Origin of the sequence: Rathayibacter sp. AY1C6 (genome assembly GCF_002931535.1) — a bacterium.
Taxonomy (GTDB): domain Bacteria; phylum Actinomycetota; class Actinomycetes; order Actinomycetales; family Microbacteriaceae; genus Rathayibacter.
The window spans coordinates 43,824-60,279 of sequence record NZ_PSWC01000019.1; the positions used below are offsets into that span (position 1 = coordinate 43,824).

The following is a 16,456-nucleotide window of genomic DNA, read 5'->3' on the forward strand; positions in this document are numbered from 1 at the left end:
TCGTGGGAGCGGAAGGGGGGAGTGGACCCGCGGGGGTGCGAGGAAAGGGGGATGATCCGCCCGCGGGCCACAGGGGTGTCCGGCAGGAGCCGGCTCGGTCAGGGGGATCAGGCCGCCAGCGGCAGCTTCTCGGCGAGGAGCCGGAGCCGCAGGGCCTGGAGCTCGGCGGACAGCTCGGGCGGCAGCCGGTCGCCGAACCGCGTGAAGAACTCCTCCGTGAGCGCGCACTCCTCCAGCCACGCCTCCACCGGGACGGAGAACAGCTCCTCCTTCTGGGCCGCGGAGAGCAGGAGCCCGTGCGTGTCGATCGCGACCGGCAGGTCGCCGAGGGGGCTCCGCCGCGCCTCCGCCAGCCCCTCCAGGCGGCGGACGAGCCACTGCAGCACCCGCGCGTTCTCGCCGAAGCCGGGCCAGAGGAACTCGCCGTCCGCGTCCTTCCGGAACCAGTTGACCTGGAACACGGCCGGCGCCGCATCGCCGAGCTCGGCGCCGATCGCGAGCCAGTGCGCGAAGTAGTCGGCCATGTTGTAGCCGCAGAAGGGGAGCATCGCGAACGGATCGCGGCGCAGCTCCCCGACCGTGCCCTCCGCGGCCGCGGTCTTCTCGGAGGCGACGGTCGCACCCAGGAAGACGCCGTGCTGCCACGAGGTGGCCTGCGTGACCAGCGGGACGTTGCTCGCCCGTCGGCCACCGAAGACGATCGCGTCCAGCGGCACGCCCTCGTGGGCGTCCCAGTCGGCGGAGAGCGACGGGCACTGCGCGGCCGGCGCGGTGAAGCGGGAGTTGGGGTGCGCGGCGGGCGTGCCGGACGCCGGCGTCCACGGCTGCCCGCGCCAGTCGGTCAGCCGCTCCGGGACCTCGTCGGTCAGGCCCTCCCACCACACGTCGCCGTCCTCGCGGAGCGCGACGTTGGTGAAGATCGTGTTGCCCCAGAGCGTCTGCACGGCGTTCGGGTTCGAGCTCTCCCCGGTGCCGGGAGCGACGCCGAAGAAGCCCGTCTCGGGGTTCATCGCCCAGAGGCGTCCGTCCTCCCCGCGGCGCATCCAGGTGATGTCGTCGCCCAGCGTCTCGACCCGCCAGCCGGGGATCGCGGGCTGCATCATCGCGAGGTTGGTCTTGCCGCACGCGCTCGGGAAGGCGGCGGCGACGTGGTAGCGCCGTCCCTCGGGCGAGACGATGCGGATCAGCAGCATGTGCTCGGCGAGCCAGCCCTCCTCGCGCCCCATCGCCGAGGCGATGCGCAGGGCGAAGCACTTCTTCGCCAGCAGGGCGTTGCCGCCGTAGCCGGAGCCGTACGAGACGATCTCGCGCGTCTCCGGGAACTGGGTGATGTACTTCACGGGGCTGCACGGCCAGGCGACGTCCTCGCGGGTGACGCCGTCCGCGTCGCGGAGGGGCAGCCCCACGGTGTGCACGCCGCGGACGAACGGGGTCTCCTCGGTGAAGGCGGCGAGCGGCTCGGAGCCCACGCGCGCCATGATCCGCAGGTTCAGCACCGCGTAGGCCGAGTCGGTGACCTGGACGCCCAGCTGCGAGAGCGGACCGCCGACGGGCCCCATCGAGAACGGGACGACGTACATCGTCCGTCCGCGCATCGCTCCGTCGAGGAGGGGAGCGAGCTCGGCCCTCATCGCGGCGGGCTCGCGCCAGTTGTTGGTCGGTCCCGCGTCGGCCTCGTCGGTCGTGCAGATGAAGGTGCGGTCCTCGACCCGGGCGACGTCGTCCGGGTCGGTGCGGGCCAGGAACGAGCCGGGCCGCCACTCCGGATTGAGCGGGAGGAGCGTGCCGGAGGCGACGAGCCGCTCGGTCAGGCGGTACCACTCCGCGGGGGAGCCGTCGCTCCACTCGATCGCGTCGGGCTGGAGGATCGCGGCGGTCTCGCGCACCCAGCGGCGGAGGGCGAGGGGCGCCGGCGGCACGACGGGCGCGGGGACGGACGTCGGCGCGGTCATGGTGCTCGGCTCGAGTCGGACGGTGTTGCTGTAGATGCTCATGCTGGCTCCGCTTTCGGTGGTCGTCGTCGACGGGGGTGGGGAGTCGCCGGCCGCAGCCGGGAAGAGGCCGGCCGGGCCGGGAGGGGCGCTCAGTGGCGCCTGAAGCCAGCATGGAGGAGGATCAGGACGTATTCCCGGCGCTCAGGCGGTCAAGAAACCGCCTTTTTGCGCTTCCGTCACAACCGACCGCTGGAGCTCGCCGTGACCGATCCCTCGACGCCCGCCCCGGGCTCCGACGCCGTGCTGCTCGGGCAGCGCCTGCGCCACTTCCGCACCCGGCGCGGACTGACCCTCGGGCAGCTCGCTGAGCGCGTCGACGTGTCGGGGAGCCAGCTCTCGCTGATCGAGACGGGGCGCCGCGAGCCGCGCCTCTCCCTCCTGCAGCGCCTCGCGGCCGCGCTCGGCGTCGAGCTGGCGGCGCTGCTCTCGGACGAGCCGCCGAGCGAGCGGGCCGCGCTCGAGATCGAGCTGGCGCGCGTGCAGAAGGGGTCGCTGTACCGCTCGCTCGGCCTGCCCGAGTTCAAGGTCAACAAGGGGCTGAGCACGCCCGTGCTGGAGGCGTTCCTCGGCGTCTACCGCGAGCTCGCCCGTCGCCGGAGCGAGGCGAGCGCCACGCCGGAGGAGGCACGCCGGGCCAACACCGCCCAGCGGCTCCAGCTGCGCGAGCGCAGCTCCTACCTGCCCGAGATCGAGGAGGTGGCGAGCGAGATGCTCCGCACCGTCGGGCACCGCGGAGGAGCACTGACCCACAGCTCCGTCTCGAAGATGGCCCGGCACCTCGGCTTCGAGATCATCCACGTCGGCGACCTGCCGCACTCCGCCCGCTCGGTGATCGACCTCGCGAACGGCAGGATCTACCTCCCGCCCGCCTCGATCCCCGGGGGCCACGGCCTGCGGGCGCTGGCGCTGCAGGCGATGGCGCACCGCCTCCTCGGGCACGAGCGGCCGGTGACCTACGCCGACTTCCTCCGTCAGCGCCTCGAGATCAACTACTTCGCCGCCGCGTGCCTGATGCCGCTGGAGCCGGCGGTCGCGTTCCTCCAGGAGGCGAAGCGCGAGCGGGACGTCTCGGTGGAGGACTTCCGCGACGGCTTCGGCGTCACCCACGAGGCCGCCGCCCTGCGCTTCACGAACCTGCTCACCTCGCACCTCGACATCCGGATGCACTTCCTGCGGGTGCTGGGAGACGGCTCGATCCAGAAGGCCTACGAGAACGACGGGCTGCCGCTGCCGACCGACGTCACCGGGGCCGTCGAGGGCCAGGTGGTCTGCCGCTACTGGTCGGCGCGCTCCGCGTTCACCCGGACCAACCGGACGACGGAGTACTACCAGTACGTCGACACCCCGGCGGGGACCTTCTGGTCGGCGTCGCAGACCGGCACGACCGCCACCGAGGAGTTCTCGATCACCGTGGGCGTCCCGTTCGCCGAGGCCCGCTTCTTCCGAGGCCGCGACACCGACCGCCGCGAGCTCTCCCGCTGCCCCGACGAGTCCTGCTGCCGACGCGCCCCGTCGGAGCTCGCCGCGCGCTGGGACGGCAACGCCTGGCCGAGCGCGCGCCTGCACGCGCACGTGCTCGCGCCGCTCCCGTCGGGGACCTTCCCCGGCATCGACGACGCCGAGGTCTACGAGTTCCTCGACGCGCACGCTCGCGAGTCCTGATCGCTCCCGCGAGACGCCGCTCCGGTGCGCCTGGGTCGGCGTGCCGCGTACCCGAGCGCGTCCCGCGGAAGGGCGGGAGTCGTCAGTCCGAGATGAGGGCGCGGGCCGTTCCCTCGTCGAGGATGAGGTCGGTGATGAGGCCGGCCGCCAGGGCGCCGCGCAGGCCCGGCAGCTTCGAGGCGCCCGACACGACGCAGATCCGGCGCGACGCGCGGCGCACGGTGGAGAGGTCCGGACCGCTTGCACGTTCGTTCATGGGGATGTCGTCCCAGCTGCCGTCGGACCGGTAGAACACCGTCGCGACGTCGCCGACGACCCCGGAGCCGCTGAGCGAGGTGAAGTCGCTCGGCTCCAGGTAGCCGCCGATGTAGACCTTCGAGGGGACCGCCGCGAACGGCGACCCGAGCCCGAACAGCGCCACGTCCATCCGCTGCTGCAGCTCCAGGACCCGTCGGGTGGAGCGCTCCCGCCACACCGCCTGCTTGGTGGTCGGGTCGTCGAAGAACGCCGGCACCGGGAACTGCTGGACCTTCGCCGCGTAGGCGTCGCCGAAGCGGCGGAGGATCTCGCTCGAGTAGTTGATGCCCGTGGTCTCGGTGTTGCCGGCGCCGTTCAGCTGCACGATCTGCGTGTTGTGCGTCTCCTTGGCGATCAGGTGGCGGCTGATCGCGCTCATCGTGGAGCCCCAGGCGATGCCGACGATCATGTTCGAGTCGATGAACTGCCCGAGGATCCTCGCTGCGGACAGGGCGACCCGCTCGAGCCGGTCGATCTCGCTGGTGTGGTCCGGCACCGGCACGATGTGCGCCGTGATGTCGAAGTGGGACCGCACCTCGGCCGAGAGGGCGCTCGCCCGGTCGAGGGGGGAGCGGATCTGGATGTCGACCAGGCCGGTCGCGCGGGCGTGCGAGAGCAGGCGCGAGACGGAGGAGCGCGACGTGTGCAGCTCGTGCGCGATCGCGTCCATCGTCAGATCCTGCATGTAGTACAGCTGGGCCGCACGCAGCGCGTCCCGCGTCTTGTCGGGATGGGTCGCGTGGGTCGTCTCGTCGAGTTCGACGACCGGTCTCACCGGGGTCATAGCGCTCCCTGCACGGATTTCCACCCGTCTTGACCGGATGTGTTGTCGGGTCAAGGATGGCTGTATTCCTCCGCGAAATCAATCGGTCATCTCCCCGGTGCACGCTGGTGCGGAGGCCTCGACGACACCCCTACGACACGAAGGCGAGTACGAAGTGGCACAGTCCGACGGAACTCCCGGAAACTCCGCTCTGCGCGAGAGCGTCGCTGCTCTCCGCGACAACCCCCGCGCCACGGTCCTGGTCATCGGCGGTGGCATCAACGGCATCGGGACCTTCCGCGAGCTCGCGCTCAACGGCGTCGACGTCGCCCTCGTCGAGCGCGGCGACTACGTCTCCGGTGCCTCGAGCGCCTCGAGCCACATGATCCACGGCGGCATCCGCTACCTCGAGAACGGCGAGTTCCGACTCGTCAACGAGGGCGTGCACGAGCGCAACGGCCTGCTGAAGATCGCTCCCCATTACGTGAAGCCGCTGCAGACGACGATCCCGATCTACTCGACGTTCTCGGGCATCCTCGCGGCTCCGCTGCGCTTCCTGACCCACAAGTCGGGCAAGCCGCAGGAGCGCGGCGCGCTGCTGATCAAGGTCGGCCTCACGATGTACGACTTCTTCTCCCGCGACGGCGGCACGGTCCCGCGCCACCAGTTCCACGGACGCAAGCGCTCGCTGAACGAGCTCCCCAAGCTCGACCCGAAGATCAAGTACACCGCCACCTACTTCGACGCCTCCGTGCACGAGCCCGAGCGCCTCGCGCTCGACGTGCTCCACGACGCGCTGATCGGCGGCAGGAAGGCCCGCGCGGCCAACTACGTCGAGGCCGTCGGCGCCGACGAGAAGGGTGTCGTCCTCCGCGACCGCGAGTCCGGCGAGGAGTTCACCTTCGCGGCGGACGTCGTCGTCAACGTCTCCGGACCGTGGACCGACTTCACCAACACGGCCCTCGGCACGTCCACGAAATTCATGGGCGGCACCAAGGGCTCGCACATCGTGCTCGACAACCCCGAGCTGGTCGAGGCCTGCGAGGGTCGCGAGATGTTCTTCGAGCACAGCGACGGACGCATCGTCCTCATCTACCCGCTCAAGGGCCGCGTGATGGTCGGCACGACCGACATCGACGCCGACCCCACGAAGCCGGCGGTGTGCACGGAGGAGGAGATCGACTACTTCTTCGAGCTCGTCAACCACGTCTTCCCGGCCATCCGCGTGGACCGTTCGCAGATCGTCTTCAAGTTCTCCGGCATCCGCCCGCTGCCCCGCCACGACGACGAGGCCCCGGGCTTCGTCTCCCGCGACTACCGCATCGAGCCCTCGACGCTCCCCGGCAACGGCTCGCCCGTGCTCAGCCTGGTCGGCGGCAAGTGGACGACGTTCCGCGCCCTGTCGGAGCACCTCTCGAACGAGGTCTTCAAGCGGATCGGCGTGACCCGTCGCGTCTCCACCGTGAAGACCCCCATCGGAGGCGGCAAGGGCTTCCCGCGCACCGACGCGTCCCGCGCGCAGTGGATCAGCCAGCACCGCTCCGGGCTCTCCTCGGCCCGCACGGGCCAGCTGCTCGAGCGCTACGGCACCCGCGCGCAGGAGGTCATCGAGGCCCTGGCCGACGGACACGACGAGGCGCTCGACTTCGACAAGGACTTCACCACCGGTGAGATCCGCTACCTCGCCCAGCGCGAGAGCGTGGTGCACCTCATCGACCTGGTGATGCGCCGCACCAACCACGCCTTCACGGGCGGCCTGAGCCGCGAGCTCCTCGAGGAGCTCGCCGAGCACACGGGCGCCGTGCTGGGCTGGGACGACGCCGCCCGCGCGTCGGAGGTCGACGCGACCATCGCGCACCTCAAGGAGTACAACGGCGTCGACGTCGGGGGCACCTCGGTGCAGACCCCGACGGCCGTGCCCGCCTCCTGATCGGCGATCAGGCGCGGATCGACGGAAGCCCCGGACCGAGGACCACCTCGACCGGGGCTTCCGTCGTGACAACGCACAAACGTGCACGCGCCGTTCCTTGTCGCTAGGACAGGGCGCCGATAACTTCACACCGTCGGGCATCGAAGCCCGCCGCGGACGCCTGTGCGCGTCCGTCTTACGAAAAGGAAAAGGTCAACGTGGACAATCTCGGAGTGGTCTTCCTCGCCGAAGTCGTGGGAACGGCCATGCTCGTGCTCCTCGGCTGCGGTGTCGTCGCCAACGTCGCGCTCGTGAAGAGCAAGGGTCTCAACGGCGGAACCCTCATGGTCAACATCGGCTGGGGCTTCGCGGTCTTCGCCGGTGTGATCGTCTCGTACAACTCGGGGGCGCACCTCAACCCCGCGGTCACCCTGGGCCTCGTCGCGAGTGGAGCGACCGAGTTCGGTTCCGGCGTGCCCGTCAACATCGTCTCGATCCTCGTCTACATCCTCGCCCAGATGATCGGTGCGATCCTCGGTGCCGTCTTCTGCTGGCTCGCCTACAAGCAGCACTTCGACGAGGAGCCCGACGCGGCCAACAAGCTCGGCGTCTTCTCGACCGGCCCGGCGATCCGCTCGTACGGCTGGAACTTCGTCACCGAGGTCATCGGCACCTTCGTCCTCGTCTTCGTCGTCATCGGCTTCGGCGGCGGACGTCAGGGCGACGGCGGTCTGGCCGCGCTCGGCGCGCTGCCCGTCGCCATCCTGGTGATCGCGATCGGCGCCTCCCTCGGCGGCCCGACCGGCTACGCCATCAACCCCGCCCGCGACCTCGGCCCCCGCATCGCGCACGCGCTGCTGCCGATCAAGGGCAAGGGCTCGAGCGACTGGAGCTACGCCTGGGTGCCCGTCGCCGGCCCGATCGTCGGTGGAGTGCTCGCGGGCCTCGCCTCGCTCGTGCTGCTCCCGGTCCTCTAGACCGCCGCGCTTCCTTTCACCCCCGTTACGAAGGAGTAATCATTCATGGCTGACTACGTCATCGCTATCGACCAGGGGACCACGTCGTCCCGCGCGATCATCTTCGACAAGAAGGGATCGATCGTCTCCACCGGCCAGAAGGAGCACGAGCAGATCTTCCCGCGCGCCGGCTGGGTCGAGCACGACCCGATCGAGATCTGGAACAACGTCCGCGAGGTGATCGGCCAGGCTCTCTCCCGCGCCGACCTGACCCGCCACGACATCGCCTCCGTCGGCATCACCAACCAGCGCGAGACCGCTGTCGTCTGGGACAGGACGACCGGCAAGCCGGTCTACAACGCCATCGTCTGGCAGGACACCCGCACCCAGTCGATCGTCGACCGCCTCGCCGGCGACGAGGGCGCAGACCGCTTCAAGTCGATCGTGGGCCTCCCGCTCGCGACCTACTTCTCCGGCACCAAGATCGTCTGGATCCTCGAGAACGTCGAGGGTGCGCGCGAGAAGGCCGAGGCGGGCGACCTGATCTTCGGCACGACGGACACCTGGGTCCTCTGGAACCTGACCGGCGGCATCGACGGCGGCGTCCACAAGACCGACGTCACCAACGCCTCCCGCACCCTGTTCCTCGACCTCGAGACCCTCGAGTGGCGCGACGACATCCTCGAGGCCTTCGGGGTCCCGAAGTCGATGCTCCCCGAGGTCTGCTCCTCCTCCGAGGTCTACGGCCACGTCGAGTCCTCGTCGCTGCTGCGCGAGGTCCCGATCGCCGGCATCCTCGGCGACCAGCAGGCCGCGACCTTCGGCCAGGCGGCGTTCGATCCGGGCGAGGCGAAGAACACCTACGGCACCGGCAACTTCCTGATCTTCAACACGGGCACCGAGATCGTCCACTCGAAGAACGGTCTGCTCACCACCATCGGCTACAAGCTCGGCGACGGCGAGGTGCACTACGCGCTCGAGGGCTCGATCGCGGTCTCCGGCTCGCTGATCCAGTGGCTGCGCGACAACCTGGGCCTCATCGGCTCGGCCCCCGAGGTCGAGGCGCTGGCCGCCACCGTCGAGGACAACGGAGGCGCGTACTTCGTCCCCGCCTTCTCGGGTCTGTTCGCCCCCTACTGGCGCTCCGACGCCCGCGGAGCCCTCGTCGGCCTCACCCGCTACGTCAACAAGGGTCACATCGCCCGGGCCGCGCTCGAGGCGACCGCCTTCCAGACCCGCGAGGTCCTGGACGCGGTCAACGCCGACTCCGGCGTCCCCCTGCAGGAGCTCAAGGTCGACGGCGGCATGATCGCCAACAACCTGCTCATGCAGTTCCAGGCCGACATCCTCGGCGTCCCGGTCGTCCGACCGGTCGTCGCGGAGACCACCGCGCTCGGAGCGGCCTACGCGGCCGGTCTCGCGGTCGGGTTCTGGGAGAACCTCGACGACCTGCGCCAGAACTGGCAGGAGGACTCGCGCTGGACCCCGCAGATGGACCAGGACGAGGCCGCCCGCCAGTACCGCCTCTGGAAGAAGGCCGTCACCAAGACCTTCGACTGGATCGACGAGGACGTGCAGTAGCCTCCGCCGCGGCAGTCCCTGCCTGCCGCGGCGCGGTCGGCTCATCGAGGTGGTCGCGTCTCGGGGAGCGGGTTCCGTCCGGTTAGGGGACGACGCTGACACGCGTTCTCCCCGTTCGCCTCGTGCGGCGAGCGGATGATGTGCGTCCGTTCACGGTGAAGCGCCCTGTCCGACCCTCGGGTCGGGTGGGGCGCTTCGTCGTTCCGACGACGGCGCAACGGGTATCGCAACGGGGTGGTTCGGGGACACCCATGCTGGTCGAGTGGTCGCCGCAGACGGCTCATCGAGACCCGGCAATTCGGACCTGCATGCTGGTCGCGTAGTCGCTGCAGGTGGCTTATCGAGACCCGGACCGGGCGGGGCCTCAGTCCGCCGACAGCCCCAGCTGCGCGTCCAGCTCGTCCAGGGAAGCGATCCGGCGCACGCCCAGCTCGACCGCCTCGGGCGGCAGCTCGCGGCCGTGCTCGGGACCGCCGACGCGGTCGAGCCAGACGCCGCGCAGGCCCGCAGCGGCCGCTCCGACGGCGTCGGTGCCGAGCCGGTCGCCGACGTAGAGGGCCTCCTCCGGAGAGACCCCGAACCGCTCGCAGGCGATCGCGAAGATCCGCGCGTCCGGCTTGGCGACGCCGACGTCGCCGGAGGCGATCACGTGCTCGAAGCGACCGGAGAGGCCCGTGCCCTCGATCTTCCCCCGCTGGAAGTCGAGCACGCCGTTGGTGATGACGCCGAGGCGGACTCCGGCGGCGCCGAGCCGGTCGAGGACGGGCAGCGCGTCGTCGTGGAGGGTCCAGGCGGCGACGTAGTGCTCGAGGTATCCGCGGAACCAGGAGCTCGCCTCCTCGGGAGTCAGCCCGACTCCGGCCTCCGCGGCGAAGTCCGTGGCGCGCGCCCGGCGCTGGCCCTCGTAGTCGAGCTCGCCCGCGAGGTAGCGGTGGTAGTGCTCCTCCTCGAGCAGGTGCCAGCGGCGCTGCACGTCGGCCGGCTCGCCGGCGTAGGCGGCGCCGAGCGAGGCGGCGTACGCGACGATCCCCTCCCGCACAGCGCGGGCATGGGCGAAGAGGGTGTCGTCGAGGTCGAAGAGCGCGAGCCGCAGCACGGCCGCCTCAGCGGACGCGGCGGAGGAGGCCGACGGAGTCGTAGACGGCGGCGAGCGTGAGCTCCGCGGTCTCGGACGCGCGGTCGGCGGCGAGGGAGAGGACCCGGTCGAGCTCGGCCGGGTCGGCGAGCAGCTCCGCGGTCCGCGCGCGGATCGGGTCGAAGGTGGCGGCGACCACCTCGACGAGGCCCTTCTTGAGGTCCCCGTAGCCGCGGCCCGCGTACTCCTGCTCCAGCGACTCGACGGAGCGGTCGGCGAGGACCGAGTAGATCGTCAGCAGGTTCGAGACGCCGGGCTTCGCCGCCCGGTCGAAGCGCACCTCCGACTCGGTGTCCGTCACGGCGCGCATGATCTTCTTCGCGGTCGCCTTCGGCTCGTCGAGCACGCTGAGCAGGCCCGCATCCGACTCCGCCGACTTCGACATCTTGGCGCCCGGGTTCTGCAGGTCGAAGATCTTCGCGGTCTCGCGCACGATGTGGGGCTCCGGCACGGCGAAGGTCTCGCCGAAGCGCGAGTTGAAGCGCGCGGCGAGATCGCGGGTGAGCTCCAGGTGCTGGCGCTGGTCCTCGCCGACCGGCACCGCGTCCGTCTGGTACAGCAGGATGTCGGCCGCCATCAGGATCGGGTAGGTGAACAGGCCCACCGAGGCGGCCTCAGCGCCCTGCTTCGCCGACTTGTCCTTGAACTGCGTCATCCGGCTGGCCTCGCCGAAGCCGGTCAGGGTGTTGAGGACCCAGGCGAGCTCGGCGTGAGCGGGCACGTGGGACTGGATGAAGAGGGTCGAGCGCGCGGGGTCGATGCCCGCGGCGATGTACTGCGCGGCGGTCGCGCGGGTGCGCTCGCGGAGCTGCTGCGGGTCCTGCGGGACCGTGATCGCGTGCAGGTCGACGACGCAGAAGTAGGCGTCGAAGTCCTCCTGCATCGCGACCCACTGGGTCAGCGCGCCGATGTAGTTGCCGAGGTGCAGCGACCCGGAGGAGGGCTGCATGCCGGAGAAGATGACGGGCTTGGCGCCCGGGGTGCTGGGAGTCATGGGTGGCCTCGAGGGGTCGGTTCGCGGGGGAGAGGGTCAGAGCTCGTAGTCGACGACCACGGGGGAGTGGTCGGACCAGCGGGTGTCGTAGGAGGCGGCGCGGTCGACCTCGTAGCTGCGGGCGAGGTCGGCGAGCGCGGGCGTGGCGAGCTGGTAGTCGAGGCGCCAGCCGGTGTCGGTGTCGAAGGCCTGGCCGCGCTGCGACCACCACGTGTACGGCCCGGGCACCTCGCCCGCGAACCGGCGGCCGAGGTCGACCCAGCCCAGTCCGGCACCGGCGTTGTAGTCCGGGTCGCCCTCGGCGCCGACGAAGCGGTCGACGTAGGCGCGCTCCTCCGGGAGGAAGCCGGCCTTCTTGACGTTGCCCTTCCAGTTCTTGATGTCGAGCGTGCGGTGGCCGACGTTGAGGTCGCCCATCACCACGGCGAGCTCGCTGTGCGCCCGGATCTCGGGCAGGCGCGCCTCCATCGCGTCGAGGAAGCGGTACTTCTCGACCTGCTTGGGGGTGCCGACCTCGCCGGAGTGGACGTAGGTGGAGACGACGGTGAGCGAGCGGCCGCCGACCTCGTAGTCGGCCTCGAGCCAGCGTCCCGCCGAGTCGAAGTCGTCGGCGCCGAAGGTCACGCGGTGGATGGTGGCGCGCCTGCGCGAGGCGAGAGCGACTCCGGCGCGCCCCTTGGCGGTCGCCTCGTCGTGCAGCACGTCCCACTCGTCCCCGAGGAGCCCCGTGAGGTCGTCCGTGGAGGCGCGGACCTCCTGCAGGGCCAGGACGTCGACGTCGCGCGCGGCGAGCCAGTCGCCCATCCCCTTGCGGTAGGCGGCGCGGACGCCGTTCACGTTGACGGAGGCGATGCGGAGGGTGCTGCGAGTCACCGGAGCAGTCTATTCGGAGCCGCGGAGCGGGCCGCCCGGCCGCGCTCGCACCCCGGAACGCGGAAGCCGGCGGCCGCCTCGCGCGACTCCCTCGGAGAGGGGGAGGAGCGCGGAGGCGACCGCCGGCGGGACCGCTCAGGACGGTCGGTCGGAGGGGATCAGGCGGGGACGGCCTGCGCGGTGGCGGGCTCGGGCACCTCGGCGACCACGGGGGCGCGCTTGATGCTCTTCGCGATGATCACGCACACGGCCGTGACGACCATGCCCACCAGGATGGCGACCAGGTAGAGGATCGGCTGCCCGACGAGCCCGGTGACCCAGACTCCGCCGTGCGGGGCGCGGAGGGTGGATCCGAAGAGCGCGACGAGCGCACCCGTGACGGCCGAGCCGACCATGGCGGACGGGATCACGCGCAGCGGGTCGACCGCGGCGAACGGGATGGCCCCCTCCGAGATGAAGGACGCGCCCAGCAGGTAGGCGGCCTTGCCGTTCTGGCGCTCGGCGTCCGTGAACAGGCGCTTGCGGAGCGTCGTGGCGAGGGCCAGACCCAGCGGCGGGGTCATGCCGGCGGCCATGACGATCGCCATCACCTTGAACTGCACGGAGTTCGGGTCGCCGTCGGCGGGGACGGAGGCGAGGCCGGTGGTCGCGAAGGCGTAGGCCACCTTGTTGACCGGACCGCCCATGTCGAACGCCATCATGAGGCCGAGGATGATCCCCAGGATGATCAGGTTGCCGCCCGAGAGGCCCGAGAGCCAGGACGACAGGCCATCGCTCAGTGCGCGGAGCGGCGCTCCGAGCACCACGAACATCAGGAAGCCGGTGATGAAGGTGGCGATCAGGGGGATGATCACGACGGGCATCAGCGACTTGAACGCCGCGGGGAGCTTGATCCGCGAGATGTAGAGGGCCGCGTAGCCGGCGATGAAGCCGGAGGCGAGGCCGCCCAGGAAGCCCGCGCCGACGGTGACCGCGACCGCGCCGCCGAGGAAGCCCGGCGCGATGCCGGGACGGTCGGCGATGCCGAAGGCGATGAAGCCCGAGAGCACCGGCACCAGGAACGCGAAGGTCGCGCTTCCGATGAGGAACATCACTCCGGCCCAGTCGGTGATGTTCGCGACGTTGAAGCCGTCGTCGATGATCTGCTGGGCCGTGAAGTCGACGATCCGGTAGCCGCCGAACAGGAACGACAGCGCGATCAGCAGACCGCCCGCCGCGACGAACGGGATCATGTAGGAGACGCCGGTCATCAGGTTCTGGCGGATGCGTGTTCCGACGCCGACCTTCTTCGGCGCGGCGGGGGCCGCGGCCGGAGTCGAGCGGGCGGGGGCGGACGCGGCGGAGCCGGAGCCGCGGAGGGCCAGAGCACGGTCGAGGACCTCGTCCGGCTTGGACAGGGCCTCGGCGACGCCCACCTGGAGGATCGGCTTGCCGGCGAAGCGGTCCTTGCCGCGGACCTCGAGGTCGGCGGCGAGGATGACGACGTCCGCGGCGGCGATGTCGGCCGCGGTCATCTCGTCCGAGCCGGCCGCGCCCTGGGTCTCGACGTGGATCGGGTAGCCGCGCTTCTTCGCGGCCTGCTCGAGCGCCTCCGCGGCCATGTAGGTGTGGGCGATGCCCGCTATGCAGCTGGTCACGGCGACGAAGCGCGGGCCGGAGGCGGGGCTCGCGGCGGGCGCGTCCTGCACCTTCGCGACGGCGCGGTCGATGACGTCCGCCGCCTTCGCGAGCGCCTCCGACGTGCCCACCTCGAGGGTGGGCTTCCCGGCGAAGCGCTCCTTGCCGCGGACCTCGAGGTCGGCGGCGAGGATCACGACGTCGGCGTCGGCGATGGTCCGGTCCGACATGGGATCGGACCCCGCGGCGCCCTGGGTCTCGACCTGGATCTCGTACCCCTTCTTCTTCGCGGCCTGCTCGAGGGCCTCGGCCGCCATGTAGGTGTGCGCGATGCCGGCGATGCAGCTCGTGACGGCGACGATCCTCATGAGACGACGACCTCTCGGGCGATGATGTCCGCGACCTCCTGGCCGCTGGCGGCGGCGCGGAGGGAACCGGTGAAGGACTCGTGGATCAGCTTGCGGGCGAGCTGGGCGAGGATCTTGAGGTGCGCCTGGTCGGCGCCGTCCGGAGCCGCGATCAGGAAGATCAGGTCGGCCGGGCCGTCGGGGGCGCCGAAGTCGACGCCCTGCTTCGCGATGCCGACCGCCACGCTGGGCGAGACGACGTGGGAGGAGCGGGCGTGGGGGATCCCGATGCCGCCGGGCATGCCGGTCGCCATCTGCGACTCGCGGTCGCGGACGTCGGCGAGGAAGCCGTCGAGGTCGGTGACGCGGCCGGCGTCGGCGAGCGTCTTCGCGAGCTGCGCGGTGGCCTCGTCCTTCGTGGCGGCGGTGAGGTCGACGATGACCGTCGACGCCTCGGTGAGAGCAGTCATGCGCTCAGTTCTCCAATCGGGAGGGTGGGGTCGGGGTTCTCGACGACGGAGACGTCGTCGAGGCGGAGGGAGTCGGGACCCGGGGCTTCGCTGCCCGGGAGCTGGACGGCGGCGGTACCCCACGCGACTGCTGTCGCGAGGCGCTCCGCCTCCGTGGCGTCGACGGCCGAGAGGTAGCCGGCGAGCGTGCTGTCGCCGGCGCCGACGGTGCTGAGGGGCACGACGGCGGGGGCGCCCGCCCACCACGACGCGTACGCCGTGACGAGGAGGGCGCCGTGCTCTCCGAGGCTGACGAGCGCTCGCGCGTCGGGCAGCTGCAGGAGTTCACGGGCTCCGGCGACGACGTCTCCGACCGTCGTCAGGGAGCGGCCGAGGAGCTCCTCGAGCTCCTCGAGGTTGGGCTTCACCAGGGTGGCGGTGCCGGCCGCGATGATCGCGGTCAGGGGGGCTCCCGAGGTGTCGACGGCGAGGGGGACGCCGAAGTGCAGGGCGAGGCGGCCGAGGGCGGGGTAGAAGTCCGCTCCCAGTCCCGGGGGGACGCTGCCGCAGGCGACGAGCCAGCGGGGCGAGGCCGAGACGTGCTCGCCGATCAGCTCGGAGAGGGCGTGAGCCTCCTCCTCCGTGACGGCGGGGCCGGGCTCGTTGATCTTGGTGGTGCGGCCCGTCCGGTCGTCGACCACGGTGATGTTGGTGCGGATCGGGTGGGCGATCGCCGCACTGGCCGAGCGGACTCCGGCGGCCCGGAGCATCGTGGACAGGTCGACGCCGGTGGAGGCGTCGGCCGGGTAGACCGCGGTCGCCTCGACGCCGTTGCGCGCGAGGGCACGGGCGACGTTGACGCCCTTGCCGGCCGGGTCGCGCCGCACGTCGTGCGCGCGGTTGACCTCGCCGACGGCGAAGCCGCTCGTGGAGAGGGTGACGTCGATGCTCGGGTTGGCGGTGACGGTGACGATCATGCGCGGACGACCTCCGGGCCGGCCGACTCGATGTCGTCGGCGAGCTCGTCGTCGACATCGGCGTCGGTGATGACGGTGTCGACCGCGGACAGCGGAGCGACGTGCCCGAAGTCCTGCCGGCCGAACTTCGAGTGGTCGGCGAGGACCACGACCCGGCGCGCGGAGGCGATGATCGCGGACTTGACGACGGCCTCGTCGAGATCGGGGGTGGTGAGCCCGCGCTCGAGGCTGAGGCCGTTCGTGCCGATGAAGGCGACGTCCACCGAGACCGTGGAGAGGGCCTGGGCGGCCCACGGCCCGACGGCGGCCTGCGTGACTCCGCGCAGGTGCCCGCCGATGAGGTGGAGGTCGATGTTGGGCCGGCCGACGAGCGCCATCGCGACGGGGAGGGAGTGGGTGACGACCGTCAGCCGGCGGTCCAGGGGGAGCAGCTCCGCCAGCCGCACCGTGGTGGTGCCGGCGTCGATGGCGATCGAGCCGCCGTCGGGCACCTCGGCGAGGGCCGCGGTGGCGATGCGGTCCTTCTCGCCGGCGAGGTGTCCCTCGCGGGCGGCGACCTCGGGCTCGATGCCCAGCCGCTCGACGGGGATGGCGCCGCCGTGCGCACGGCGCAGCAGGCCCCGCTTCTCGAGGCTGGTGAGATCGCGGCGGATCGTCTCCGGCGTCACGGCGAGGGAGAGGGCGAGGTCGCGGACCTCGACGCGCCCGTCGGTGCGGGCGCGGTCCAGGATCGCCTGGTGCCGCTCCGGTGCGTACATGTGGACTCCGTCGTCTCGCCGTGGGTGGTGCGCCGGATCCGCGGTGTCGTTTCCGACCTCGGATCTGCGTTTACCTCTTTTTAGACCCGTTCGGGAGGGAAGTCAACAGAAACGGACAGACTCGGCAGGCGGAATCGGGCGCGG

The 16,456-nt window shown here is 71.2% G+C and carries 13 protein-coding genes; 4 read left to right on the top strand and 9 right to left on the bottom strand.

All coding sequences use genetic code 11. The features are described 5' to 3' along the window. Window positions 1–107 precede the first annotated feature (107 nt). The gene (locus C5D36_RS12120; RefSeq protein ID WP_104295945.1) at window positions 108–1,952 is read right to left on the bottom strand and encodes a phosphoenolpyruvate carboxykinase (GTP); all 1,845 of its coding nucleotides are present in this window, start codon (window positions 1,950–1,952) and stop codon (window positions 108–110) included. 243 nt (window positions 1,953–2,195) lie between these two features. Between C5D36_RS12120 and C5D36_RS12125 the strand changes: the two genes are divergently transcribed. Continuing rightward, window positions 2,196–3,656, top strand: a complete 1,461-nt coding sequence (locus C5D36_RS12125; protein WP_104295935.1) for a helix-turn-helix domain-containing protein — start codon at window positions 2,196–2,198, stop codon at window positions 3,654–3,656. An 82-nt stretch (window positions 3,657–3,738) separates the two neighbouring features. On the opposite strand, the gene C5D36_RS12130 is transcribed toward C5D36_RS12125, so the two are convergent. After that, window positions 3,739–4,737: a sugar-binding transcriptional regulator gene (locus C5D36_RS12130; protein ID WP_104223198.1), complete on the bottom strand. Its 999-nt coding sequence runs from the start codon at window positions 4,735–4,737 to the stop codon at window positions 3,739–3,741. A 154-nt stretch (window positions 4,738–4,891) separates the two neighbouring features. Here C5D36_RS12130 and C5D36_RS12135 point away from each other — a divergent pair, with 154 nt between their 5' ends. From C5D36_RS12135 to glpK, 3 genes are all read left to right on the top strand, one after another. Then, a complete protein-coding gene (locus C5D36_RS12135) occupies window positions 4,892–6,646 on the top strand; it encodes a glycerol-3-phosphate dehydrogenase/oxidase (protein ID WP_258061232.1) in 1,755 nt (584 codons plus the stop codon). 245 nt (window positions 6,647–6,891) lie between these two features. After that, window positions 6,892–7,602: an MIP/aquaporin family protein gene (locus C5D36_RS12140; RefSeq protein WP_374952909.1), complete on the top strand. Its 711-nt coding sequence runs from the start codon at window positions 6,892–6,894 to the stop codon at window positions 7,600–7,602. Window positions 7,603–7,647: 45 nt separating this feature from the next. After that, window positions 7,648–9,162 (top strand): glycerol kinase GlpK, encoded by a 1,515-nt coding sequence (glpK, locus tag C5D36_RS12145; protein ID WP_104226427.1) that lies wholly within the window; start codon window positions 7,648–7,650, stop codon window positions 9,160–9,162. Window positions 9,163–9,526: 364 nt separating this feature from the next. Here glpK and C5D36_RS12150 read toward each other — a convergent pair whose 3' ends face one another. From C5D36_RS12150 to C5D36_RS12180, 7 genes are all read right to left on the bottom strand, one after another. Then, window positions 9,527–10,258, bottom strand: a complete 732-nt coding sequence (locus C5D36_RS12150) for an HAD family hydrolase (RefSeq protein WP_104295936.1) — start codon at window positions 10,256–10,258, stop codon at window positions 9,527–9,529. A gap of 7 nt (window positions 10,259–10,265) precedes the next feature. After that, window positions 10,266–11,291 carry a tryptophan--tRNA ligase gene (gene trpS / locus C5D36_RS12155; protein WP_104295937.1) on the bottom strand — a complete coding sequence of 342 codons (1,026 nt, stop codon included), beginning with the start codon at window positions 11,289–11,291 and terminating at the stop codon, window positions 10,266–10,268. A gap of 36 nt (window positions 11,292–11,327) precedes the next feature. Next, on the bottom strand, window positions 11,328–12,164 hold the full coding sequence (locus tag C5D36_RS12160) for an exodeoxyribonuclease III (RefSeq protein WP_104263197.1): 837 nt from the start codon (window positions 12,162–12,164) through the stop codon (window positions 11,328–11,330). Between the two features lie 158 nt (window positions 12,165–12,322). After that, a complete protein-coding gene (locus C5D36_RS12165; protein WP_104295938.1) occupies window positions 12,323–14,149 on the bottom strand; it encodes a PTS fructose-like transporter subunit IIB in 1,827 nt (608 codons plus the stop codon). Further along, entirely contained in the window at window positions 14,146–14,598 is a 453-nt protein-coding gene (locus C5D36_RS12170) for a PTS sugar transporter subunit IIA (protein WP_097166616.1), read from the bottom strand. The genes C5D36_RS12165 and C5D36_RS12170 overlap by 4 nt, the downstream gene beginning before the upstream one ends. Further along, the gene (locus C5D36_RS12175) at window positions 14,595–15,554 is read right to left on the bottom strand and encodes a 1-phosphofructokinase family hexose kinase (protein ID WP_104295939.1); all 960 of its coding nucleotides are present in this window, start codon (window positions 15,552–15,554) and stop codon (window positions 14,595–14,597) included. Before C5D36_RS12175 ends, C5D36_RS12170 begins: the two co-directional genes overlap by 4 nt. Next, a complete protein-coding gene (locus C5D36_RS12180) occupies window positions 15,551–16,312 on the bottom strand; it encodes a DeoR/GlpR family DNA-binding transcription regulator (protein WP_104226423.1) in 762 nt (253 codons plus the stop codon). The genes C5D36_RS12175 and C5D36_RS12180 overlap by 4 nt, the downstream gene beginning before the upstream one ends. Window positions 16,313–16,456 lie beyond the last annotated feature (144 nt).

Coding starts and splice junctions, on each gene's coding strand:
- C5D36_RS12140 (WP_374952909.1), top strand. CDS start 6,892: ATGCTCGTGCTCCTCGGCTGCGGTGTCGTCGCCAACGTCGCGCTCGTG.
- C5D36_RS12180 (WP_104226423.1), bottom strand. CDS start 16,312: ATGTACGCACCGGAGCGGCACCAGGCGATCCTGGACCGCGCCCGCACC.
- glpK (WP_104226427.1), top strand. CDS start 7,648: ATGGCTGACTACGTCATCGCTATCGACCAGGGGACCACGTCGTCCCGC.
- trpS (WP_104295937.1), bottom strand. CDS start 11,291: ATGACTCCCAGCACCCCGGGCGCCAAGCCCGTCATCTTCTCCGGCATG.
- C5D36_RS12130 (WP_104223198.1), bottom strand. CDS start 4,737: ATGACCCCGGTGAGACCGGTCGTCGAACTCGACGAGACGACCCACGCG.
- C5D36_RS12175 (WP_104295939.1), bottom strand. CDS start 15,554: ATGATCGTCACCGTCACCGCCAACCCGAGCATCGACGTCACCCTCTCC.
- C5D36_RS12120 (WP_104295945.1), bottom strand. CDS start 1,952: ATGACCGCGCCGACGTCCGTCCCCGCGCCCGTCGTGCCGCCGGCGCCC.
- C5D36_RS12165 (WP_104295938.1), bottom strand. CDS start 14,149: ATGAGGATCGTCGCCGTCACGAGCTGCATCGCCGGCATCGCGCACACC.
- C5D36_RS12170 (WP_097166616.1), bottom strand. CDS start 14,598: ATGACTGCTCTCACCGAGGCGTCGACGGTCATCGTCGACCTCACCGCC.